Source organism: Paraburkholderia sprentiae WSM5005 (assembly GCF_001865575.2).
Classification (GTDB): Bacteria; Pseudomonadota; Gammaproteobacteria; order Burkholderiales; family Burkholderiaceae; genus Paraburkholderia; species Paraburkholderia sprentiae.
This window is the reverse complement of the sequence record NZ_CP017561.2, coordinates 550,189-572,869: the sequence shown is the minus strand read 5'-3', so window position 1 is coordinate 572,869 and position 22,681 is coordinate 550,189. Positions and strand designations below refer to the sequence as shown.

Genomic DNA, 22,681 nt, shown 5'->3' with positions numbered 1-22,681 from the left:
ATGAAGCCTGACACCGGCCCCACCCGCTCCACTCGCCCCACCCGTCTCGTCGCCCGTTTCGTCGCGATCTCGTGGCGCGACCTGGCGGTCTCGTTCGGCCCGCTGGTACTGCTCGTGATCGTCGCGATCTGGGCCGCCGTGCGGCTGATCCAGCCCGCCCCGCCGAATACGCTGACGATTAGCGCCGGCCCCGTCGGCAGCACGTTCTGGATCGCCGCGCAGAAGTACAAGACGATCCTTGCGCGCAACCGCATTACGCTAAACGTGCTGGCCTCGCAGGGCTCGCAGGAAAATCTCAAGCGGTTGTCGGACCCCAACGCCAACGTCGACGTCGGCTTTGTGCAAGGCGGCATCGCGCCCGGCGCGCAGGACAAGGACAAGAACCTGATGTCGCTCGGCAGCGTCGCTTACGTGCCGCTCGCGATCTTCTATCGCGGCGCACCCGTCGACTGGCTGTCCGGGTTCAAGGGCGAGCGCCTCGCGATCGGCCCCGAGGGCAGCGGCACCCGCGAGCTCGCGCTCGCGCTGCTGAAGGCCAACGGCATCGCGCCGGGCGGTCCGACCCAACTGCTGCCGCTGACGGGTGACGCAGCCGCCAACGCGCTGATCGACGGCACGATCGACGCGACCTTCCTCGCCGGCGACTCGGCGCAGCCTGCCGTGATGGGCAAGCTCTACCGCACGCAGAACGTGCGCTTCTACGATTTCACGCAGGCCGACGCGTACACGCGCCGCTTTCCGTACCTGACGCATCTGAAGGTGCCGATGGGCGCCTTCGACCTCGGCAACAACCTGCCGGCGACCTCGATCAGCATCGTCGCGCCGACCGCCGAGCTGATCGCGCGCGATTCGCTGCATCCGGCGCTGTCGGATCTGCTGATCGAAGCCGCGCGCGAAGTGCATGGCGGCGCGACGACCATGCAGCGCGCGGGCGAATTCCCGTCGCCGCTCGCGCACGACTTCCCGCTTTCCGACGACGCCGCGCGCTACTACAAGTCGGGTAAGAGCTTCCTGTACCGGACCCTGCCGTTCTGGATCGCGAGTCTCGCGGACCGCCTGCTGGTGATCGTCGTGCCGCTGATCGTGTTGCTCGTGCCGGCGCTGCGCGTCGTGCCGGGGTTGTACGCGTGGCGGGTCAAGTCGCGCATCTATCGCTGGTACGGCTCGCTGATCGCGATCGAGCGCAGCGCGCTCAGCGAACATTTGTCGACCGAACGCGCGGCGCTGATCGAGCGGCTCGACGCGATCGAAGACTCCGTCAACGGCATGAAGATGCCGCTCGCATATGCGGATCAGTTCTACGTGCTGCGCGAGCACATCGGATTCGTGCGGCGGCGGCTGACCGAAAGCCGCGACACGCAGCGCGGGCTGGACGAGGCCGACGAGCCGGCGACCGACAAAGTCAAAGGCTGAGCTCTGGCGCCACCGCCAGAACCGGCACCCGGCGCCCGCCCCCAGGGGATATCGCCGGTGCAAGCCGGGACCGCACCGCGTAAGATCGCTACAATTTTGATGAGATAACGGACGCCCACCCTCCGCGCCGTCCGACGCAGGCAATCCGGGAGACATTTATGACCGTTGGCATCGACGCCCAACAGCCGCTGTGGTTTTACGATTTCGTCTCGCCGTTCACTTACCTGTTGCTCGAGCAACACGACAAATGGCCCGGCTTCGACTTCGCGTTCACGCCGGTCGTGCTGAACGATCTGTATCGCCACTGGGGCCAGCGCTCCGCGTACAGCGTGCCCGCCAAGCGCACCTTCATGTACCGGCACGCGCTGTTTCGCGCGGAGCAGCTCGGCATTCCGTACAAAATGCCGCCCGCCCATCCGTTCGATTCGATCAAGCCGCTGCTGCTCGCGACCGCAGCGAACGGCGACGTGCAATTCGTGCGCGAGATTTTCCGCTTCATCTGGCGCGAGGGGCGCGACCCGTCGAGCGACGAAGCGTTCGCCGAACTGTGCGAGCGCGTCGGCAAGCCGGACGGCCCGGCGCTGATCCAGAACGAAGCCGTGAAGGCGCAACTGCAACGCAATACCGCCGAGGCGATCGGCCTCGGCGTCTACGGCGTGCCGACGTTCCGTCTGAACGACCAGCTGTTCTGGGGCGAAGACGCGCTGCCGATGGTGCTGTATTGCGCACGCACGCCAAACTGGCTCGAATCGGGCGAGGTGAAGCGGATCAGTTCGCTGCCGTGGGGGCTGGCGAACAAGCCGGCATAACGCGGTAGCCGCAGCGGGCCGCGCCTTGACTGCACGCGCTTCGATCATGGACGACACCGCCGCCTCACTCGATATCTGGCTCGTGCGCGTGCTGCGCACACTGCTGGTCGAGCGCAGCGTCACGCAGACCGCGTTGCGGCTGAATCAGACCCAGCCCGCGATCAGCACCGCGCTGCGCAAGCTGCGCGAAACGCTTGGCGATCCGATCCTGGTGCGCGGCAAGTCGGGGATGGTGCCGACCGAATTCGGCGAGTCACTGCTCGCGGCCGCGCAGCGCGTGCTGCGCGATGTCGAGTTCGTCGCGACACCGCACGGGGATTTCGACCCGGGCCGCTCGCGGCGCACGTTTCGCGTCGCCGCGCCCGACTATCTGAACGATTTCTTCATGCCGACCGTGATCGCGCGGTTTCGCGAATCCGCACCGCATGCGCGGCTCGAAATCGAATCGCTGGGACCGCTGCTCGATCATTCCGCCGCGCTCGAGGCCGGCGAACTCGATCTCGTGATCGGCAACTGGCCGAAGCCCGATCCGCGCTTCGAGCGCAGCGATCTGTTCGCCGATACCGTCGTGTGCATGATGCGCGCCGACCATCCGCTCACCCGCGAGCCGCTCACGCGCGACGCCTACCTGGCCGCGCCGCATCTCGCGCCGACCCCCTACAGCGGCGCGCGCGGCGGCGCGATCGATACCGGCTTCGCGCGGGCGAAGGCGAGCCGGCGCATCGTCGCGACGCTGCCCTATTTCGGGCTCGTCGCGCAGACGCTTCTGCAATCGGATCTGATCTTCACGACGACGCGCCGCTTCGCGATGCACTACGCGAGCATGTTGCCGCTCGCGGTCGTCGACGTGCCGATCGCGTTTCCGCGCATCCGCTGCTATCAGTTGTGGCATCCGCAGCCGGATCGGCCGAGCGATATCGGCTGGCTCAGCACGTTGATGTCCAAGGTGTCGCGTGAGCTGGTCGCGCGCAGGACGCCGCGCGCGAAGCGATAACCAGCAGTTGCGCGCACACCGCGATCGCGATCGCAGCGGGCGCCTTGTCGACGATCCCTTCTACGCCGATCGGACAGGTCATCTGCGCGAGCCGCTCCCGCTCCACGCCGCGCGCGAGCAGACGCCGCTCGAACTTCACGCGCTTCGTCTTCGAGCCGATCATGCCGAAGTAGCTGAAATCGCGCCGCCGCATGATGCGCGCGGCGAGCGAAAAATCGAGCGCATGGTTGTGCGTCATTACCAGAAACCACGCGCCGGGCGGCGCGGCGTCGACGACCGCGTCGGGCGTGTCGGTCGCTTCGACCTGCACGTTGTGCGGCGTCTCGTCGGGGAACAGCTCGTCGCGTTCATCGACCCACTGGACCACGCACGGCAGGCGGCCGAGCAGTTGCACGAGCGCATGGCCGACGTGCCCCGCGCCGAACAGCACGATATGCATCGGCGCCGGCCGCGGCGCAAGCTCGGACGCGGTGCCGCGCCGGTCGGCATGGACCGGTGGACCATCGTTGATGACGCTCGTGTCGCCCGGAAAATGGTTGGGGCGTGCTGGCATGTTGCGCTCCGGTTCGTTCGCCAACCGCGATCACGCCTGCCGCGCGGCCGCCGTGGCGGCCCGCACCGCGCCGACCGCCTTCAGGATTTCCGCGCTGGTTGCGGGCGCATTGAGCGGCGGATTGATCCGGTGGCCGCCCACCGCCGACACCGCGTCGCGCACCGCGAAAAACACCGAGAACGGCAGCAATAGCGGCGGCTCGCCGGTCGCCTTCGAACGATGAATGCTGTCTTCCGCGTTGCGGTTTGTGAACAGCTTAACGTTGAAGACCGGCGGCACGTCGTTGACGGTCGGAATCTTGTAAGTGGACGGCGCGTGCGTCATCAGCTTGCCGCCCGCGTTCCACCACAGCTCCTCGGTGGTGAGCCAGCCCATGCCCTGAATGAACGCGCCTTCCACCTGGCCGACGTCGAGCGCCGGATTCAACGATGCCCCCACGTCGTGCAGCGCATCGGCGCGCAGCACCCGCATTTCGCCGGTCAGCGTGTCGATCACGACTTCCGACACCGCCGCGCCATACGAGTAGTAGTGAAACGGCCGGCCCTGCAGCTTCGACTGATCCCAGTAGAGCTTGGGCGTCGCATAGAAGCCGTCGGACCACAGCTGGATACGCGCGAGATAAGCCTTCGCGACCACTTCCTCGAACGGCACGGCCGCGTCGCCCACCACCACGCAGTCGTGCGCGAAGCGCACATCCCGCGCAGGCACGCTGCCCGCGCCGAAACGCTCGGCGGCGAATGCGGCGAGCCGCTCGCGCAGTTGGCGCGCCGCGTCCTGCGCGGCCTTGCCGTTCAGATCGGAACCGGTCGACGCGGCCGTCGCCGACGTATTGGCGACCTTGCTGGTATCGGTCGCGCTCACGCGAATGCGGTCGAAGCCGACGCCGAGTTCATGCGCGACGACCTGCGCGACCTTCGTATTCAGCCCCTGGCCCATTTCGGTGCCGCCGTGGTTCACGAGCACCGACCCGTCGGTGTAGATGTGCACCAATGCACCGGCCTGGTTGAAGTGCGTGACGTTGAATGCGATGCCGAACTTGACCGGCGTGAGTGCCATGCCCTTCTTCAGGATCGCGTTGTTCGCGTTGAATTCGTCGATCTCTTTGCGGCGCGCGCGGTAGTCGCTGGTCGCTTCGAGTTCGTCGATCAGCTCGTGAATCACGTTGTCTTCGACCACCTGGCCATACGGCGTCTGGTTGCGCTCGGTCTTGCCGTACAGATTGCGGCGGCGTACGTCGAGCGCATCGATGCCGCACGAGCGCGCGACGTTGTCGAGGATGTATTCGATCGCGAATGCGCCCTGCGGGCCGCCGAAGCCGCGAAACGCGGTGTTCGACTGCGTATTGGTCTTGCCGCAGAAGCCGTCGATCGAGACGTCGGACAGCCAGTACGCGTTGTCGAAGTGGCACAGCGCGCGCGTCATCACCGGGCCCGACAGGTCCGCGGAAAAGCCGCAACGCGAGGTCATGTCGACCGCGACGCCCTCGATCAAGCCCTGTTCGTCGTAGCCCACTTCGTACGTGTAGTGGAAATCGTGGCGCTTGCCCGTCACCATCATGTCGTCGTCGCGATCCGGGCGCAGCTTGACCGGGCACAGCAGCTTCGACGCGGCGAGCGCCGCGCAGCACGCGAACAGCGCCGACTGCGATTCCTTGCCGCCGAAACCGCCGCCCATGCGCCGGCATTCGATCACCACGTTATGCGAAGCCACGCCCAACGTATGCGCGACGAGGTGCTGCATTTCGGTCGGATGCTGGGTCGAGCAATAGACGTGCATGCCGTCGTCGTCCTTCGGCACCGCGTACGAGATCTGCCCTTCCAGATAGAACTGCTCCTGGCCGCCGAGCAGCATCTCACCGGTCTCACGATGCGTGGCGCGCGCGATCTTCGTGCCGGCGTCGCCGCGCGCGAGCTTCATCGGCGGCAACACGAACTGGTTCGCGGCGCGCGCCTGCTGCGCGGTCAAGACCGCCGGCAGTTCCTCGTAGACCACGTCGGCGCGCCGCGCGCCACGACGCGCCGCCTCGTGCGACGTCGCGACCACGATGAAGATCGGCTGGCCGACGTATTGCACCACGCCGTCGGCGAGGATGGGATCGTCGCCATGAATGATCGGGCCGACGTCGTTGACGCCGGGGACGTCGGCGGCGGTGAAGACGGCGACGACGCCGGGCGTCGCGCGCACCTGGTCGAGCGCGATCGACACGAGCTTCGCGTGCGCCTTCGACGACAGCCCCAGCGCGGCGTGCAGCGTGCCGGCCGCCTCGGGGATGTCATCGGTGTACGTCGCGCGGCCGCTCACGTGCAGATGCGCGGATTCGTGCGGACGCGACACGTGGACCTGGGTGAAGTCGTCGAGATCCTGAACCTCTTTCAGGAACGGTTCGGCTTGCTGGTTCATGGTTGTGTTCTCCGTATCCTTCGGGGACGCGCGGCGCTTACGCGCTCGCGCCGGCCGGCGCGACTGCGCGCACGTCGAGCGCGCTCTTCGGCAGCGGCTGCTGCGCGCGCGTTTCGAGCCAGAAGCGGTACAGCGTGTTCTTCGCCGCTTCGAGGCGGTAGTCGCTGCTCGCGCGCATGTCGGTGAGCGGCGCGTAGTCGTTGCCGAGCGCGAGCATCGCGGCCTGTGCGGTCGCTTCGTGCCAGTCCGCGTCGCGCAGTACGGCTTCGGCATGGCGCGCGCGCTTCGGCGTCGCGGCCATGCCGCCGAACGCGATGCGCGGCTCGCGGATCGCGCCGCCGTCGGCGATAAACGAGAACGCCGCGCAAACGGCCGAGATATCCGAATCGAAGCGCTTCGACAGCTTGTAAGTGCGAAAGCGCAGGTTCACGCGCGCACCGCGGCGCGTGGGCACCTTCAGGCCGACGACGAACTCGTGCTCGGCCATGTCCGTCTTTTGATACGCGAGGTAGAGGTCTTCGAGCGGCATCTCGCGCTCGACATCGCCGCCACGCACGATCACGCGCGCGCCGAGCGCGATCAACCCCGGCATCGAATCGCCGATCGGCGAGCCGTTCGCGATGTTGCCGCCGAGCGTGCCGGCGTTGCGGATCGGCAGCGAAGCGAAGCGCTGCCACATTTCGGTCAGCTCCGGGTACTGCTTCGAGATTTCGGCATACGCTTTTTCGACGCTGACGCCCGCGCCGATCTCGATCCAGTCGTCATTGGTGTCAAGCTTTTGCAACTCGGCAATCTGCCCAACATAGACGAGGTTGCCGAGCTCGCGCATCTGCTTCGTGACCCACAGGCCGATGTCGGTGCTGCCCGCGAGCAGGCGCGCGGCCGGTTCTTCCGCCTTGATCCGCGCGAGCGCCGCGACCGTGCGCGGCGCGGCGAAGCGCTGGCCCGCGTGCTCATACTCAAAGGTGTCGCGCCGTTCGAGCGTCGCGAGCGTGTCGGCGAGCGCCTTGACGTCGACCGGCGCCTGCGGCGCGGGCGCCTCGAACATGCGCTCGGCCGCGTCGACGATCGGCCGGTAGCCGGTGCAGCGGCACAGGTTGCCGGTCAGCGCATTGCCGATCGCTTCGCGCGACGGCACCGTGCGGTTCGCGCAGCCATGCTCGTGGCCGTGCTTCTCGTAGAGCGCCCACATCGACATGATGAAGCCCGGCGTGCAGAAGCCGCATTGGGAGCCGTGGCAGTCCACCATCGCCTGCTGCACCGGATGCAGCGAGCCGTCCGGTTGGCGCAGGTCTTCGACCGTGAAGAGCGCGCGGCCGTCGAGTGTCGGCACGAACTGAATGCAGGCGTTGACCGCCTTGAAGTCGACGCCGCCCGCCGCGTTGCGCTCACCGATCACGACCGTACAGGCGCCGCAGTCGCCCTCCGCGCAGCCTTCCTTGGTGCCGGTGCAGTGCGCGTCCTCGCGCAGATACTGCAGCACCGTCCGGGTGACGGGCGCGTGCTGGATTTCGCGGATCGCGCTGCGGTGATAGAAACGAATCGGCTCGGTCATGTGTCGGTGCTCTCGTCTGTTCTGGGTTCGCGCGGACGCGCGCGTCGATGGTTTGAAAGCTATCACCGTCAATAAACGCAACCCATAGCCCGAATCGCATGGGGGACATATTCGTGGCCCGATATAACCCGGCATTCGTTCGTCCCACTTTTTAGGCAATCCCTGCAAGGGAATCGGTTCCATGGGAGAATCACGCCTTCCTGCCGAATTCAAGTCTCGTTTTCCCGATGTCAACCGACTCCGCGCCCGCGCCTGCCCGCAGCGAATTTGCGACGACCCTGCACATCATTCCAGTCGTCTTTTTCACCTTTCTTTGCTACCTCACGATCGGTATTCCGCTCGCGGTGCTGCCCGGCTACGTGCACGCCGATCTCGGCTACAGCGCAGTGCTGGCCGGCGCGGCGATCAGCGTGCAGTACCTCGCGACGCTCGCGTCGCGGCCGCTCGCGGGCCGCTCGGCCGATACGCTCGGGCCCAAGCGCACGGTGTCGATCGGTCTGCTCGGCTGCGGCGCGAGCGGCGTGCTGTTGCTGCTCGCCGCGCTGACCCGTCACTGGCCGGTCCTCAGCCTCGCACTGCTCGTGTGCAGCCGGCTCGTGCTCGGCTTCGGCGAGAGTCTGTGCGGCACCGGCGCGATTCTGTGGGGGATCGGCCGCGTCGGCACGTCCAACAACGCCCGCGTGATTTCGTGGAACGGCATTGCGACCTACGGCGCACTCGCGATCGGCGCACCGCTCGGCGTGGCGATCTCGCACTCGATCGGCTTTACCGCGCTCGGCATTCTGGTGATCGCGCTCGCAGCGCTCGGCTACTACCTCGCGCGTCTGATCGCGCCGGTGCCGGTGGTGCACGGCGAGCGGATGTCGTATCGCAGCGTGCTCACGCGCGTGCTGCCGCACGGCATGGGTCTCGCGCTCGGCTCGGCCGGCTTCGGCTCGATCGCGACCTTCATCACGCTGTTCTACGCGGCGAAGCACTGGCCGAACGCGGCGCTGTCGCTGACGCTGTTCGGCACGCTGTTCATCGGCGCACGCCTGCTGTTCGCGAACACGATCAAAGCCTACGGCGGGTTTCGCGTCGCGATCGTGTCGTTCTCGTTCGAATGCGCGGGTCTGTTGATGCTGTGGCTCGCGCCCGAGCCGCCTGTCGCGCTCGCTGGCGCGGCGCTGACCGGCTTCGGCTTCGCGCTGGTGTTTCCGGCGCTCGGCGTCGAGGCGGTCGGGCTCGTGCCGCCGGCGAGCCGCGGCGCGGCACTGTCCGCGTACTCGGTGTTTCTGGATCTGTCGCTCGGCATTACCGGGCCGTTGGCGGGGTATATCGCCGGCGAGTTCGGTTACGGTTCGGTGTTCCTGTTTGCCGCGATCGCGGCAGCCGCGGCGGTCGTGCTGTCGACCGTGCTGTATCTGCGCAACGCCAAACCGACCAGCCTGTCCACCGCGCAATGAATGCGCAAATGAGCGCGCCGCGGCCTTTCACGTGCGCTGTCCGCAGCGGCGGTCATTCACTCTCGCTGTCCGGAGGGGCGTGCGGGCAAACGGCACTCGTGAGACTGGAGCCCAGTTCGTGAGACAAAAAGACGGAATTGATGAGACTGCGCGGATTGACCGCCCGGCAGGGTCCGCAACAGGCTCCAAATGTCGCTTCGAGGCACTAGGAAGATGCTGGTCTACGACTATCAGTGTGGTGTGTCGTCGGCCAAAGGCACGTCGTGGATGAGGGACCGTCTCCGGCCCATAAGAGACGATCGAGCCATCCGGAAGCGGACGTTCAATTTCATAGGACATTGATCCCGATGAAAGATCCTTACGTGACGCAACTGCCGTGGCGCTGATTCTCCTCGCGAGACTGCGCTTCGATCAAGACGCCGTTGTCGCTGGCGCTACCGTGCCGTCCGCTTCGACCGACCTACGTCTCCAACCCTGTAAGTTCGCGACGATCATCCGGCGCGCCGGCACTTCAATCAGGTAGTAGCCAAGTGCGCCGCCGGCTACAACAACGACCAACTCGACGATTAGGATTGTCAGCGCGGTCGTTGTCGTCTGCTGCACATGCAATCTCCTCACTACCTGATTGCAGGCGATCTGCAGAATTGGGTGGATTAGATAAATCGAAAACGAGATCTCGCCTAAAAACACCGCGACGCGATTGCCGAACAGTGCGTCGCCGACCACGCCGCCCTTCGCGAGCCCCGCGATCACAAGCAGGATCAACGGCAGCAGCAAAACCGGCCAAGTTGTCGGCATGCACATCAGAATCACCAGAGCGCCGAGACTGATGCACATCGTGACTTCACCAACTTCCCGTGTCTTGAGTACACGGAAAAGCCAGTAGCCGGCGATAAACTGTGGCACGATCCGTAGCACACCAAATGTGGTCAGTCCGAGATCGCCGCCGTTAAACAGGAAACAGTAGCCGCATAACAACAGCCAGGACACCAGCGCAATGCTACCGCACGTCACCCGCGATAGCCGGCTTAGCACTTTGGCGCACAATGGAAAGACAAACAGGTATGCGAACCACTCGGCGCTGATCGACCACGACACAAAGTTCCAACTGATTTTCTTGTCGAGCCCCCATGCCTGAACGAGCAGGAGGTTCTCGACTGCGGTACGTGCGGTGTAGTCGACGCTGCTGTGCGCGAACTCATGGCCTGTGCGCTTCGCGACCAACCACATACCGACGAAGACTAGAAACGTGGCCAGATGCAGCGGATAGACGCGCGCAAATCGCTTGACCATGAACGACCGATATGCCCCCCAGCCAAACGCGGTATCTCGCGACGGCAGATAGGTGTAGGCGAGGATGAAGCCGCTTAATACGAAGAAGATGTCGACACCCCAGACCCAGTTGTCGACCAGTCCGCTCATGCCGAGTGGCAGCACTCCCTCGTTATCGGCGAAATGATGAACTACTACGAGCAATGCGGCGAACGCGCGCAGTCCGGTCAGATTGTTAATTTTTTGCATTGGGTCCCCTTGGCAATCACGCGTGTCAGCGCGGCGCGGTGCCCCGCAAAATGGGTATGGTCAGGCGGAACACGGCTCATGTGAGCGAGAAAGGTTGATACAACGACGTTGGGAGGCATCTCTGCACAGCCGCTCTTGCGTAGTCAAACTTGCTGACCGCTGGCCGGCATCTTCTGCGGTTGAGCCAAGCAAGCGGCGAAAAGCTGGCAACGGCACTATTTCTATTCCATCGTATAGGGGGGGCAACAAGCGTTGTGTGCGCTAACACACCCAAGAATGCAAAACATGCATCGGCGCATGGCTCAAAAGCATGTGGTTTCTGAAGAAAAGGCGCCGATATATGAATTCCTTGAAGAGTCCAGGAGGCCGTTCGAACTTCATTCATGCGGCGAGGTAACGTCCAGACTAGATTGCTTTCCGCGTGAGAAATTTGAGCCCCGTCAGACGTGATGGTGAGCGCGATCGTCGTGATGGATCTCTTTTACGACTCGTATGTCTCGGAGACAGCGACGCTCTGCGTGCCCCTCGCGTGGATGCGTTTGAGCTCGTCGACGCACCCCAGCCAAACAAATAGCATGCCGATGTTTTTTCAGAGGGACGCCCGTCACAAATACGAAATGGAAACGATGGTCGATGACAACGTGCTTGCTGCAACTGCTGCCGCCTGTGCCGCCCGCGATTTTTGGCTTCCTCACGACCGCCATTGCGGCCGTTTGGGCGCATTTAAACCGAAGGGCGACGGGCAGGGTGCTCCAAATCTACGGGACAGAGGACTAAGTGCTATACACCGTGTAATTGGTCCAGTACGCAGTCTTCAGGTGGATGGTTATCGTGTTGTAACGCGTGTCTGCGGTATTGGCTGCCATGGTGGCGCTGCTAAACGTCGAAGTGCCCAGAAGGTTGACGTTTGCAGTCGTGTAGCCGCCATCCGCCGCATTGGTCCCGAAATACACGTCAAACAGGTTGGTAGTTGTAGTGCTGTTGGCCCGAACCAGAATCCGGCCGGAAGTCCAGCGCAGAACGTCCACTGTAATGGTGCTGGTGTTAATCGAGGCGGACTGATTCCCTGCGTGGATCGTACTCGCCAGCCCCGACACCGCATACTCCAGACCAGTGTTCAGGAAACCCGACAGATCGGTGTCTGGGCCTCCCGCAACAGCACCGGAGTCAGCCACGCCCCCATAATTTGAGGTAAAGCCAAGAATCGCGCTATCAGGCTTGTCACCGGTATTGCCAATGATTGTGATCCCGCTGATCGGCGACGCACCTGGCAGTGAGGCACTGCCCGAGCTATAGATAAACTGTGGGCCGTCAGCACCCTGACCGCTGTCGTCTGAGCCTGAACGATACCTGTTGCCGACAATCGAGGCAGCCTGTTCCACATCGATCTGAATGTGGCAGGATAGGCCAGCCGGGACCGCGACGTAGGAGGCCGAACCCGGCGTCGAGAATGACCAGCGCCCCGCCGTCCCGTCGCCACCCACGCCGTTACGTGAAAAGTAGTTGCCGGTGATCACCTTGCCCCATTGATTCGGCGCAACCCAGATACCAGCAAAGCCGTTACGATCGAGCAGCGCCCCAACGCAGGTGCTTTCGGCACCAAGAATCAGGCCGTAGCGCGCGTTCCATTCCCAGCGGCCGCCCAGCACCTGCCAGTAGTTGTCCTCCAAATCAGCACCCGCCGACTGACAGAACATGCCGATGCAGTTCAACAGGATGCCATCGGTGGCACCGGCCGGATCTAGCGTAAATCCTTTATCAGAGTTGTAACCGTAGCAGCGCTCCAGCACAGCCGTGGTACCCAACTGAAACGCTGCAGTCGGGAATGCGATGCCTGTTACGTGACGCGCTTGGCTCGAAATGCCAAATTTGACGCCCAGCGCTACGTTCCCAGTGCCACTTGGGTAGTTCGCAAGTGTGTAGTCAACAGCGGCGAAGTTCGCTGGACGTACCTGCAGGGTTTCGATGGTAGCGCCATCACCCAGAGTAATGACTGCCGAGGTCGCGGTTCCCGCATCCTGCCGTTCGAAAATCGTGTTACCGGCTGTCGGTTGCGTTAGACCTGTGTATTCGCCTCCCCCGTCCCCCCGAAGGATCGAGCCCACCGCAGTGGCGGGCAGATCGCCACTGAAACGATAAATGCCTTTGGGCGCATAGAGACTGCGGGCGCCACTGGTAAATGCTGACGACAGATCGGTGAACGCATTGTAGGTTGATGTGCCAGCCTGTATGGCCGCGAATTGCGCAGGGTCTATGAAACGGCTTAATGAAATCTCGTCGCCATTCGCTAGTTGGCTTAGGGTCTTAAGATAGGCGGGAGCAACGGTGTCGTTGATATTGACTGTATCGCTACTGATATTAGCCAACGCACTTCTCCTTTTTTGCAAAGAAAAACCGGTGGCGAATGCCACCATGGGACGGCGCTACTGAGTATTGTTGTAACAGCACATTCAGCGAATCGGCAGATTACATCGCTGCAGCTCAGCAGTGCAGCAAATATTTCTTCAATGGCCTGACGTTCTTCGAATTTATTCGTTTTGCATGGCTTGTTCGAATTTTTTGCGCGCTTCCCACTGCGCTCACGTTTATGAAAGAGATAAGAGAAAGTGGATCGTAGAGCGGCTTCACATGCCGGGACACAAGGACTCTCGATTTGGAATAAGGATGATCTTGTCCCTATCAGTAAGCTTAATTACTACTGTCAAGCATGGAAATTCTGAGCGAGCCGTAGCGTCGTCTTCGGCGCACGACACAGGAAAACACGGCCTTCGTGCAGGAAACGCTGGAGCCGGGCATGGTATCGGCCGCAGCGCATCGGCACGGCGTCAACGCCAACCAGGTGTGCGAGTGGCGCAAGTAATACCAGGAAGGACATCTGGCGGCAGTGGAGGCTGGTGAATCTGTTGTGCCCGCATCTGGGCTGGCCGCCGCCATCAAGGAAATCAGCAGACGATGCGTGATCTCAGATGTGCCTGACGATTGTTGACGATCTCGGCACCGTTATCGAATGACCAGTTGTGGCGGACAACCGCCTTACGCAACAGCGGGAAGAACAGCTCGGGGGGCGCACGATATGCAATTGGCATAAACCGACCCGTAAGCGCCATTCGTACCGCTCCGAAGCGGTCATTCCGTCGCGCCCCTCTTTGCGAGACGCAAGAAATCCGGCACAGCCTGCGGTTGCAAATGAAATATGTGCGACACGATCTTCTGCCGGAAGGCGCTTTTCAAAGCGGAAGAAAAATTTGCGACGCTCGCGACGACCTGTTCCTTCCTCAGCAGGCCACGCCAGTGAGGGCGATCATCGTTCGGAGACTCCCAGTTGAGCAGCTTGACCAAGGCCGTGTGAGCGAACTGGATACCCTCATGACCAGCAACAAAGCGCTGATAAATATGCGATTCTGTATGCTCTTCATGGTCTTCCAAGTTCCATGCAGTGAAAAGCGATTGAACGTCACTGTCGAGGTTGGTCAGACGTGTTCCGTCATAGTTACTAAAAGCAACATCATCGATAGTCATTTTCCACTGTTCTATCCAACCATCATCGCTCTTTTTCGTGCTGATCAGACTGTCCTTACGGAACCGAAGATGAATTCCCGCGCCTGCACCGATCTTATACGCCACGTCTCCAGCGAGCATCCCGAGCAGATTTTCTTGTCCTGCGGTGCCTAACGTGATGTTGAAGTTCTTGTTTGCCTTCCGAAGATGCTTCGCCTCGAACAACATCCACAAGCTGTGAAACTTCCACGCGATCAAGAGTGGCATCCCGACTAGATCGGAGTAGTTGATAAGTCGTTCGAGATAGTCGGGCCGGAATGAGAGCGTATTGCTTTGCTTCGACTTAACCTCGATCAGCATCGGCGACCTGTTCGTTTGCGTTGTGAATTTGGCAAGAAGATCAGGCACTTGGAACTTCGCCCGGGATGCGACGGGCACCTGCTGCTGGTCGAGCTTATGGAGCAACTCGCACTTGCCGAGCCATGCGCAGACGACGGAGAACTCATCTTCGGCGGGCAACCCAATATCCAAACGACGTACACCGCGGGCCACCTCAGCTGGATCCGCCGACCACCCTATTTCTGCAAGGACTTCCTGTATAAGTCTTTCAGCATCGACTGGCATCTCGCTCTTTTTGTTTTTTGTCATCGTTAAGTTTCTCTTCATCCGATTTGCCGACGTAAAGGATGCTGCTCTTCGATACTATTTTCATGCAATTGGCCCACAAGGTCCAACCTTGGAGCGCAATCATCGGGCAAGCGACGCGAAGCGGTCGGTCAAGATCAAAGCATAGAAAAAATCAGACATCGATTTTGTTATTTTTGTACATTACCGGGGTCATCATGTCGGAATTGTTCGTCACTCCCACGCTCGCCCACGACCACCCAATATTCAGGCATGCCATTCACGTCAGATAGGAGGCGAATTTTGACGACCAGGTACGGCAAAAGTCCGACTGACTCAACAGTAGTCAATTTTATTTCGTACCCTTTATCACTCAGGGGCGGCACGTCCCTCGTTCCGCCAACATAGTGGGAAAGATGGCGAGTGTCGGTGCCCAAGATGATATCTATAAGAAATGATGTAAAGCCAGTTATTCCAAGTTCGGCCACGGCGTAGGAATGCGCTATTTTCGCCAACATCCGTCCTAGATGGACGCTGGTAGCACTACTTCGCGGCGGAACAAATGTGACTGCTCCTTGATCCAGGTACGGCTTCAGTAGCTGTCCAAAGGTTGGGAGAGTTCCGACTGCTACGCCGCCAGACAGGACCTTATCTACTGGTATGCAGCCAGAGAGAATTTCTGGCTCATCGAAGAGCAACGTCACAATCATGGCCGGGTATTTTTCAAGCGAAATCGATTCCCAGACAGTCTTGCCATCTCTGTGGACTTGCAATGGAAGGAATCTCGGCGGGCGTTTCTTCTTCTTTCCGAGTTCCTTTTGCACCCGCGCCGTATGGTAGGCGCCTCGCAGCCATTCCAACTCGACTGCACTTGTGACCGCTTCGCAGGTCTGGCAGCTTGCCTCTGGCAGAACAAGTCCGCCGCCGAGGCCTTCTGGAATGATGTGCTCGTCACCTAATTTCCGCGGCTGTTGAGCAGACCATTCGGTTGACCCGCAGTAGATACAGCGGCCGACAGGGGCATATATTTTTGCCCGCAGTGCTGCTTTTCCAAGCATCACTTCTGAAGTTCGATCTTCCACATTTACGGACATCTTGCGAGAGCTCCTTTAGGTCCGGGGCGCTGAGTTGAGCTAGCTTCTTGGGGCGCTCTCAGCGGCCAAGTTCTGGTCGTCCAGACGGCCTCGGTTTGACGCTTACGTTCAGATTGTCGACGATCTGGACAAGTCGTTGACCGTCTCTTCCTGGCCGCACCTTGCCTATCGCGATCGGTGCCAGTTGAGCCATAGCGATCAATCGATGCACATGCGGCGGCCGGTGCATAATTCCCACGGATAACTGATCCTGAGACAGGAATGAATTCGCCCATGATATTCGAAACGGCCGAAACGACGATGTGGCGACTGGTACAGCTTTATACAGGTCGCGCCGGATACCAGCGAGGCGTGAAAGCCGAAGGACTATCGGCGAGCCCTCCGGTCATCGACTGCTCGGGACGGACAGGATTGCTTCTCACGAAAGCAATGCAAGCGGAAAACGACGGAGCTGGCCGCGCAGTGTTCGGGGCCGCCGACATGCAGGCTGTGCAGACGTGGTCAGATCGGATCATCCACGAGATTGAGATCCGGACGGAGTTCATTCTTGAAGGGCAAGAGATCACTGCCATCAGCCTCCCGCGTTGCGCCGCCATTGGGCTGAAAATGGGAGAGCCTGCCTGGGCGAGTAACCATCCTCGTCCACGAGGCATCACGCACATTGTTCAGGTCGTTCGTCACCCGGAGGACGATGCGCCGTTTGTCTCCGAATCCTTCGGTGGTCCGGTCTCACCCGGAATAAGTCTCACACCGCTCAGGGAGTGGCTCGCCCTTTCACAGCCGCATCTCTGCGCCGGCGAAATGTGGGCCGTCGACCCGTTCCTGTTGGCCTCAAAAAATTGAACGACCGTCTCAAACGTCTCGCCGCGACGAACGTGGTCTACCGGGTCCCAACAGGTCTCAAGAAATAACCGAGCTCATCAGCCAATCGCGCGCTATCTTTGTGCATAAAGTTGGGCGTTCTAGTGTCGGGAAGTGTCCGCAACCCTGAAACGACTCAAAGCGGGCATGTGGCATCAGCTTGGCGATGCGAGTCCCGACCTCGACAGGAACAAACTGGTCCGCCTCGCCCCATATCAGCAGCGTTGGAACCTTGCTGGCAGTAGACAGCGTTTGCCAATGATCGGCGCGAGTCAGCGTTGCGTCAGACTGCCGTGCGAACGTGTCGGCGCCAGTATCACGCGCCATGCGGATGAAGGCCGCTCGTGAAGCTATGTCGTCAGCAGGGATCGCGTTATTTGCAAACTCTGCGATGACATCTTCGTGTTCGCCGCGACGAATCCTGAGGCTGGTCTCTCGGACTACGCTTGGGTTCGGGTGAGTACCTGGCTCACAGTTCATCAGCCAGAGTCCGCTAACTCGCTCAGGCGCCCTTGCCAGTACCTCCATTGCAAGGCATCCACCATAGGCCGTCCCCGCCAGTATGAAGCTCCCGGATGTCGAAGCTAACAATGCTTCGGCACTGTCGCCGAAAGTCTTTTGGTCTAGCACCTGGACAGAGGGTGAAACGAGATCTTTTAGCCCGTCAAGCTGATCGGCGTAAAGTCTTCCGTCGCAGGGCATGGCGGGCAGGAAAATCATCGGCAGCAACATGCTCAATCACGGGTTTTTGGTGGGTGAATAGTCTAACTGAGGGACGAGTGTGAACGCCTGAAAGTGGCCGGACAGAGCCTGACGCGGTCGGCATAAATTGCCCGGCCGCGCTTATCTAGATGCCTCAGAATTGGTCGTTCACGATCGCAATCGTGAAGCCGTCCCACCCTTTGCTACCAACCGTTTGCAGAGCAGTGGCGGTCAGGCGAGGTTCATCGGCGATCATATCGAAGAAGCCGCGAACACCCTGCACCCGCGGGTCCATGCTGTCAGCATCTGTAATAGCTCCGTCTCGTACGACATTGTCACCGATGATGACCGTCCCGGAATGCGACAGCCTGAGTGCCCATCCAAGATATGCAGGATTATTCTGTTTGTCCGCGTCAATAAAAATGAGATCAAAGGGGTCTTCAGCAGGAAGCTTTGCGAGACTCTCCAGTGCCGGAGCAACATGCAGTTCCACGACGCTGGCAAGCCCGGCCATTTCGATATTTGATCGCGCCACCTTGGCGTGTGCTGCATCTGCCTCAAGCGTGACGACTTTGCCGTCATCAGGCAATGCACGAGCGAGCCAGATGGTGCTATATCCACCGAGGGTCCCGATTTCGAGCACGCGACGCGCGCTAATCATGCGCGCGAAGATATGCAGCAGTTTCCCTTGGTTGGGCGCGACATCATGCGGCGGCAGATTCGCAGCGGTGTTCGCGGAAAGGACGTTCTTCAAAGCAGAATCAGAAGGCACAAGCCGATCGACAATGTATTCATCAACACGAGTCCATGCAGACTGCATCTTTAACACTCCCGGCAGATGTCATTTGAAGAAATCCCTCGAGATTGTCGACGATGTAGGCAATGCCGTCGAGTGTCCCTTGATGGCCGGGATCAGCCGGATGGTCATCCGGGCAGTCTCATTATTCGCGACAGAGATCCCTCCAGTCTCACGAATTCGCGTGCTCGCCAGACGCCGCGGGGACGAAATTGATGGCTAAGTCATTGAATTTTGCGTAAGCCAGTCTCACAGATTCGGTTCGCCTACAGGGTGGTGGCCCTCCACTCTCGCCATCCATCCAGGCCGCTAGTCCCGCTCCGCCGCCATCTCCTGCTTGATCGTCCTTTGCGCGCGCACCGCGATCTGTCCGTGATTGATCCGGCTCGATACGTTGTACACGCCGATCAGCATGAACAGCTCGGTCGCGGCCACCGAGCACGCCGTGCCGACACCGCCCCACAAGTAGATGCTGATCGGTGCCTGCACCAGATGGAACAGTGCGCCGTAGACATAGATCCGCTTGAGCAACGACTGATTGCCCGACGCGATGATCGTCAGCATGACCTGGGTCGTCGTCATGCCGACGATTGCCGGCACGAACACGAGGATGCGCAAAATGCGGAACGTCTCGCCGAACGCCTCGCCCAGAAAACGTCCGACGAACCATTCGCCGAGCACCGTGAAGCCGACCAGAATCAGCACCGCCGACGCCGCGAACGCGAGCATGAAGCCGCGGTTGACCTTATGGATATAGGCAAAGTCGTTGCGTTCGTACGCGACGCAGATCTTCGGGAAAAACGCCTGGATGGCCGGCGCCGTGCATGCGCGTAGCGCGTTGGTGAGCCGCTCGGCCGCGACGTAATAGCCGACGGCTCCCGGACCGCTGATCATGCGCAACATGATCACGTTCGCGTACATGTAGACGGAGGTGAGCGCCGAGCCGAGAAAGATGTGATACGCCTCTTTCGCCTCGGCCATCACGTCGGACCAGCCGACCCGCACGGTAAGCAGAATCTCGCGCTTCCAGATCAGCGTGCCCGTCAGGACCAGGCCGCATACGAAGGTCGGCGCATATTGGAACGCGGCCGCAAGCATCACGTCGTCGCGGGTCTTCACGAACAGGAAGAGCGGAATCAGCAGACCCACGCGCGCGGCGAGCAGCGTGCCGGCGAGCACCGGCAGGCGCTGCGTGCCCTCGTAGAAGCAGCCGGGCGTCAGCACGCCGCCCCAGATCACCAGCGAGCCGAGCAGCGTCGCACCGCGTTCCTGCGGCGACATATGCGCGGCGAACGCCCAGCCGACCAGCACCAGCGAGCACAGCAACGCGAGAACCGCGCGGCCGATCGTGGTCGACCAGTAGATACGGTTCACCACCTCCGGCTGGTCGATGTGCACCGCCACCTTGCGCGCGCTCGACAGGCCGAAGCCGAAGTCGACGACGACGAGAAGAATCTGCGCGATCGACTGCGCGTAACCGATCACGCCCAACCCGGCCGGCCCCAGTACGTGCGACAGATACGGCAACGTAACGAGCGGCAGCACGTAGTTCAGTGCGTACACCGAATACAGCGCGATGATGACGTTTCTCGTCGACACTTTCGTCCTGTTTGCAATAGGCGGTTAACAACAACTCAAGTCGAAAAAACAGAATACGACACGAAAGAAGGTTCACTGAGTGCGATGTCGATCTTGTTGTAGCGATCGTCTTCGCTGTTTGCGCTCAACACCGCGCTCTTCACCGCATTGCCGATCAGATTGCTGACCACGGTCTTGTAGTTGGCGTCGCTTGCGTCGGTTGCGAACAGGATTTCGGCGAGCAGCGCATGGCCGTGTGCGGCCGCACGCAACATCACGCGACCCGAGGTCGAGCGCAGCACGTTGATCGAGATGCGCGTCGTTTCGGGCGACACCGTCTGGTCGCCGCTATGCAGCGCCGCCGCGATGCCGCCGCGCTCATAGCCGACGCCTAGATTCAGTGCGTGCACGAGGCTCGAATCCTTTCCGCCGGCAATCGCACCGCCGCCGGGGTACGCCTTCGCGTAACCGACGATCGAATCGCCCGCGCGATCGCCGAAATTGCCCTGAATCGTGATGCCGTTCAGCGGCGTGCTGCCCGGCGTGGTCGAACTGCCGTAAACGAACTGCGGACCGTCACAGCCGGCGTTCTCGTCATCCTGACCGGGACGGTAGCGATTGCCGACGATCGTGGCCGCCTGCTGGTAATCGATCTGGATGTGACAACTCTGACCGGGCGGCACGTCCACGTACGACGGATGGCCGCGCGTCGAGAATTTCCAGCGGCCGATCTTGCCGTCGCCGCCGCAACCGTTGCGCGAGAAGTAATTGCCGTTCACCACCTTGCCCCAGTTGCCGCTCTTCATATAGAGGCCGGCAAAGCCGTTGCGATCGAACACCGAGCCGACGATCAGCGACTCCGCGCCCAGAATCACGCCGTGACGCGCGTTCCATTCCCAGCGTCCGCCGATCACCTGCCAGAAGTTGTCGACGATATCCGCGCCGGCCGTGTGGCAGAACATGCCGATGCAATTGATCAGCGAGCCGTCGGTGTGCTCGGTCGCGTAGAAGCCGCGCTCGCACATATACGCGTAGCAGCGCTCGAGCGTCGACGTGACACCAAGCTCGTAGCCGGCGCGCGAAAAACCGATCGCCGTGCAACGGCGCGCCCCGGCCGAGGTGCCGAAGTGAATGCCGATCGCCGTGTTGCCGGTGTGCGCCGGATAGTTGGCGAGGTGATAGATGACCTTGTCGTAATGCGCGGGCCGCACCTGCACATGTTCGACGAACGCCGCGTCGCCGAGCGTCAGCGCCGCCGCCGTCGGCCCGCCCGTGTCCTGTCTCTCCAGCACGGTCGCACCCATCGAGATGTCGGTGATCGTGACGTATTCGCCGCCGCCGTCGCCGCGCAGTTTCGAGCCGTTCGCGGTGCTCAGGTCGCCGGTATAACGCCAGATGCCGCGCGGCAGATAAAGCCCGCGCGCACCGCTCGCGAACGCCTGCCTGAGTTCGGCGCCGCAATCGTAGCCCGACGCGCCGCGCTGGATCGCCGCCAGCCTGCGCGGATCGACGAAGCGCGCGACGCTCACCTCCTGGCCCGCGACAATGTCGCTGAGCGTCTTCAGATAGCTCGGCGCAGCCGGTTCCGACGCGGCCCGCTCGGGCCCGGACGCGGCGACGCGCACGATGCCGCCCGCGCCGTCACCCCTACTCGCGAAAGCGTCGGGCTCGCGCAGCGCGTGCCCGGTCGCGCGCGCGATGCCCAGATCGGCCGTGCTTGCACTCGCCCCCGCCAGGCCGCCGAGTAGGAACGTCTTGAGCGCCTGTCGCCGGGTCTTCATCTACCCTTTCCCATCGCATTGCTCTCCTTCTTCTGTTCAAGTCGACACGTCGGTGCGTCGATAGGCGTCACTCCACCGTGATGCTTTGCGCCTGCTCGGCGGCCGACGCACGCGCGCTCACCGTCATCGTGACCGGCACCGCACGCGCCTTCGCGCCGCGAATCAGGCCCTGCACGCCTGGCGGTCTGAACAGCGGCACATGGTACTTGCGGCTAAAGCGCCACAAGCTGTTCATATGCCGGCGCCCCGCCTTGCTCAGGAAGCCCGCTGCCGACGCGCGCTGATGCTCGTGCGTGAGTCGCGCGCCGGGCACGCACAGCACGCGGTAGCCCGCCTGCCAGATGCGCGCGCAAAAGTCGACGTCCTCCATATAGAGGAAGAAGTGCTCGTCCATGCCACCCAGCTCACCGAACAAAGCGCGCCGCACGATAAAGCCCGTGCCCAGCACCCAGTCCGCTTCGAACGGCGTGCCCGCGCCCCACGCTTCGCGCATCATATGGTTGTCGATGCGGCGCTTGAACGCTTCGAGCCGCCCGAGCGGCGAGCGCCGGCCGAGTATGTCGAGCAGCGAATAAAAGCGCCGCGCGGAAAACTGCCGCTCGCCGTCCGGGTAGATCAGATCGAGACCGACCAGGCCTACATCCTTCTCCGTTCTGAACAACTTCACTGCGTTTTCGAGCGAAGTATCGACGAAATACGTGTCCGGATTCAGCACGAGCACGAGCTCGCGCAAACAACCGACCATGCCGAAATTGACGCCGGCCCCGAAGCCGCGATTGATCGACGTTCTGACGAGTCTGACTCCCGTCGGAAGCGTCTCCCTCAGATAGGAAAACGAATTGTCGGGTGACGCGTTGTCCACCACGACGATGTCCTCCTTATCCGCAATCGAAAGTTCGAGCACGGAGCGTACGCAATTTCTGACCAGCTTTGGCGTGTTGTAATTGACGATCACAACGCTAAACGTTCCCTTCAGGTTCATCCCCACCTCCTGCTCTACATCAGGTGTTCGTGGAATAACCCCCAAACACGGCTTGGTTGTTCTAGCACCTTGTTA

General features: G+C 61.7%; 17 protein-coding genes and 1 pseudogene. 6 read left to right on the top strand and 12 right to left on the bottom strand.

All coding sequences use genetic code 11. From position 1 onward, the window contains the following. The 3 genes from BJG93_RS02670 to BJG93_RS02660 all read left to right on the top strand — a co-directional run bounded on the left by BJG93_RS02670 (position 1) and on the right by BJG93_RS02660 (position 3,216). On the top strand, positions 1 to 1,413 hold the full coding sequence (locus BJG93_RS02670; protein WP_027196823.1) for a TAXI family TRAP transporter solute-binding subunit: 1,413 nt from the start codon (positions 1 to 3) through the stop codon (positions 1,411 to 1,413). A gap of 158 nt (positions 1,414 to 1,571) precedes the next feature. Further along, positions 1,572 to 2,222, top strand: a complete 651-nt coding sequence (locus tag BJG93_RS02665) for a 2-hydroxychromene-2-carboxylate isomerase (protein WP_027196822.1) — start codon at positions 1,572 to 1,574, stop codon at positions 2,220 to 2,222. Positions 2,223 to 2,268: 46 nt separating this feature from the next. Next, a complete protein-coding gene (locus BJG93_RS02660; protein ID WP_027196821.1) occupies positions 2,269 to 3,216 on the top strand; it encodes a LysR family transcriptional regulator in 948 nt (315 codons plus the stop codon). Here BJG93_RS02660 and xdhC read toward each other — a convergent pair. The 3 genes from xdhC to xdhA are packed head-to-tail and all read right to left on the bottom strand — an operon-like array spanning position 3,149 to position 7,724. After that, positions 3,149 to 3,769 (bottom strand): xanthine dehydrogenase accessory protein XdhC, encoded by a 621-nt coding sequence (gene xdhC / locus BJG93_RS02655; RefSeq protein ID WP_082194690.1) that lies wholly within the window; start codon positions 3,767 to 3,769, stop codon positions 3,149 to 3,151. The two genes, BJG93_RS02660 and xdhC, sit on opposite strands and share 68 nt — an antisense overlap. A 30-nt stretch (positions 3,770 to 3,799) precedes the next feature. Further along, entirely contained in the window at positions 3,800 to 6,169 is a 2,370-nt protein-coding gene (xdhB, locus tag BJG93_RS02650) for a xanthine dehydrogenase molybdopterin binding subunit (protein WP_027196820.1), read from the bottom strand. Positions 6,170 to 6,206: 37 nt separating this feature from the next. After that, positions 6,207 to 7,724, bottom strand: coding sequence for a xanthine dehydrogenase small subunit (xdhA, locus tag BJG93_RS02645; protein WP_027196819.1), 1,518 nt, complete (start codon positions 7,722 to 7,724; stop codon positions 6,207 to 6,209). A 227-nt stretch (positions 7,725 to 7,951) separates the two neighbouring features. On the opposite strand from xdhA, the gene BJG93_RS02640 reads away from it, so the two are divergent. Next, a complete protein-coding gene (locus BJG93_RS02640) occupies positions 7,952 to 9,169 on the top strand; it encodes an MFS transporter (RefSeq protein WP_027196818.1) in 1,218 nt (405 codons plus the stop codon). A gap of 411 nt (positions 9,170 to 9,580) precedes the next feature. On the opposite strand, the gene BJG93_RS02635 is transcribed toward BJG93_RS02640, so the two are convergent. Both BJG93_RS02635 and BJG93_RS02630 read right to left on the bottom strand, forming a co-directional pair. Then, positions 9,581 to 10,690, bottom strand: coding sequence for an acyltransferase family protein (locus BJG93_RS02635; RefSeq protein ID WP_051374367.1), 1,110 nt, complete (start codon positions 10,688 to 10,690; stop codon positions 9,581 to 9,583). Positions 10,691 to 11,463: 773 nt separating this feature from the next. Then, positions 11,464 to 13,104: a hypothetical protein gene (locus BJG93_RS02630; RefSeq protein ID WP_154671800.1), complete on the bottom strand. Its 1,641-nt coding sequence runs from the start codon at positions 13,102 to 13,104 to the stop codon at positions 11,464 to 11,466. 264 nt (positions 13,105 to 13,368) lie between these two features. Between BJG93_RS02630 and BJG93_RS02625 the strand changes: the two are divergent. Beyond that, a pseudogene (locus tag BJG93_RS02625) lies at positions 13,369 to 13,634 on the top strand (transposase); the annotation flags it as partial. Between the two features lie 182 nt (positions 13,635 to 13,816). Here the strand turns inward: BJG93_RS02625 and BJG93_RS02620 are convergent. Continuing rightward, positions 13,817 to 14,836 (bottom strand): restriction endonuclease, encoded by a 1,020-nt coding sequence (locus BJG93_RS02620; protein WP_034479854.1) that lies wholly within the window; start codon positions 14,834 to 14,836, stop codon positions 13,817 to 13,819. Positions 14,837 to 15,003: 167 nt separating this feature from the next. Beyond that, positions 15,004 to 15,906 carry a hypothetical protein gene (locus tag BJG93_RS02615; RefSeq protein ID WP_154671799.1) on the bottom strand — a complete coding sequence of 301 codons (903 nt, stop codon included), beginning with the start codon at positions 15,904 to 15,906 and terminating at the stop codon, positions 15,004 to 15,006. A gap of 261 nt (positions 15,907 to 16,167) precedes the next feature. Between BJG93_RS02615 and BJG93_RS02610 the strand changes: the two genes are divergently transcribed. Further along, complete coding sequence (locus BJG93_RS02610; RefSeq protein ID WP_154677401.1) at positions 16,168 to 16,749, top strand: hypothetical protein; 582 nt, start codon at positions 16,168 to 16,170, stop codon at positions 16,747 to 16,749. Positions 16,750 to 16,806: 57 nt separating this feature from the next. Here BJG93_RS02610 and BJG93_RS02605 read toward each other — a convergent pair whose 3' ends face one another. From BJG93_RS02605 to BJG93_RS02585, 5 genes are all read right to left on the bottom strand, one after another. Further along, positions 16,807 to 17,499, bottom strand: coding sequence for an alpha/beta fold hydrolase (locus BJG93_RS02605; RefSeq protein WP_027196814.1), 693 nt, complete (start codon positions 17,497 to 17,499; stop codon positions 16,807 to 16,809). A 124-nt stretch (positions 17,500 to 17,623) separates the two neighbouring features. Next, the gene (locus BJG93_RS02600) at positions 17,624 to 18,289 is read right to left on the bottom strand and encodes an O-methyltransferase (RefSeq protein WP_071336565.1); all 666 of its coding nucleotides are present in this window, start codon (positions 18,287 to 18,289) and stop codon (positions 17,624 to 17,626) included. Between the two features lie 285 nt (positions 18,290 to 18,574). After that, positions 18,575 to 19,864: an oligosaccharide flippase family protein gene (locus BJG93_RS02595; RefSeq protein ID WP_027196812.1), complete on the bottom strand. Its 1,290-nt coding sequence runs from the start codon at positions 19,862 to 19,864 to the stop codon at positions 18,575 to 18,577. Positions 19,865 to 19,899: 35 nt separating this feature from the next. Further along, positions 19,900 to 21,624, bottom strand: a complete 1,725-nt coding sequence (locus tag BJG93_RS02590) for a hypothetical protein (RefSeq protein WP_027196811.1) — start codon at positions 21,622 to 21,624, stop codon at positions 19,900 to 19,902. 67 nt (positions 21,625 to 21,691) lie between these two features. Further along, complete coding sequence (locus BJG93_RS02585) at positions 21,692 to 22,606, bottom strand: glycosyltransferase family 2 protein (protein WP_027196810.1); 915 nt, start codon at positions 22,604 to 22,606, stop codon at positions 21,692 to 21,694. Positions 22,607 to 22,681 lie beyond the last annotated feature (75 nt).

Coding starts and splice junctions, on each gene's coding strand:
- BJG93_RS02670 (WP_027196823.1), top strand. CDS start 1: ATGAAGCCTGACACCGGCCCCACCCGCTCCACTCGCCCCACCCGTCTC.
- BJG93_RS02665 (WP_027196822.1), top strand. CDS start 1,572: ATGACCGTTGGCATCGACGCCCAACAGCCGCTGTGGTTTTACGATTTC.
- BJG93_RS02660 (WP_027196821.1), top strand. CDS start 2,269: ATGGACGACACCGCCGCCTCACTCGATATCTGGCTCGTGCGCGTGCTG.
- xdhC (WP_082194690.1), bottom strand. CDS start 3,769: ATGCCAGCACGCCCCAACCATTTTCCGGGCGACACGAGCGTCATCAAC.
- xdhB (WP_027196820.1), bottom strand. CDS start 6,169: ATGAACCAGCAAGCCGAACCGTTCCTGAAAGAGGTTCAGGATCTCGAC.
- xdhA (WP_027196819.1), bottom strand. CDS start 7,724: ATGACCGAGCCGATTCGTTTCTATCACCGCAGCGCGATCCGCGAAATC.
- BJG93_RS02640 (WP_027196818.1), top strand. CDS start 7,952: ATGTCAACCGACTCCGCGCCCGCGCCTGCCCGCAGCGAATTTGCGACG.
- BJG93_RS02635 (WP_051374367.1), bottom strand. CDS start 10,690: ATGCAAAAAATTAACAATCTGACCGGACTGCGCGCGTTCGCCGCATTG.
- BJG93_RS02630 (WP_154671800.1), bottom strand. CDS start 13,104: ATGGTGGCATTCGCCACCGGTTTTTCTTTGCAAAAAAGGAGAAGTGCG.
- BJG93_RS02620 (WP_034479854.1), bottom strand. CDS start 14,836: ATGACAAAAAACAAAAAGAGCGAGATGCCAGTCGATGCTGAAAGACTT.
- BJG93_RS02615 (WP_154671799.1), bottom strand. CDS start 15,906: ATGTCCGTAAATGTGGAAGATCGAACTTCAGAAGTGATGCTTGGAAAA.
- BJG93_RS02610 (WP_154677401.1), top strand. CDS start 16,168: ATGAATTCGCCCATGATATTCGAAACGGCCGAAACGACGATGTGGCGA.
- BJG93_RS02605 (WP_027196814.1), bottom strand. CDS start 17,499: ATGTTGCTGCCGATGATTTTCCTGCCCGCCATGCCCTGCGACGGAAGA.
- BJG93_RS02600 (WP_071336565.1), bottom strand. CDS start 18,289: ATGCAGTCTGCATGGACTCGTGTTGATGAATACATTGTCGATCGGCTT.
- BJG93_RS02590 (WP_027196811.1), bottom strand. CDS start 21,624: ATGAAGACCCGGCGACAGGCGCTCAAGACGTTCCTACTCGGCGGCCTG.
- BJG93_RS02585 (WP_027196810.1), bottom strand. CDS start 22,606: ATGAACCTGAAGGGAACGTTTAGCGTTGTGATCGTCAATTACAACACG.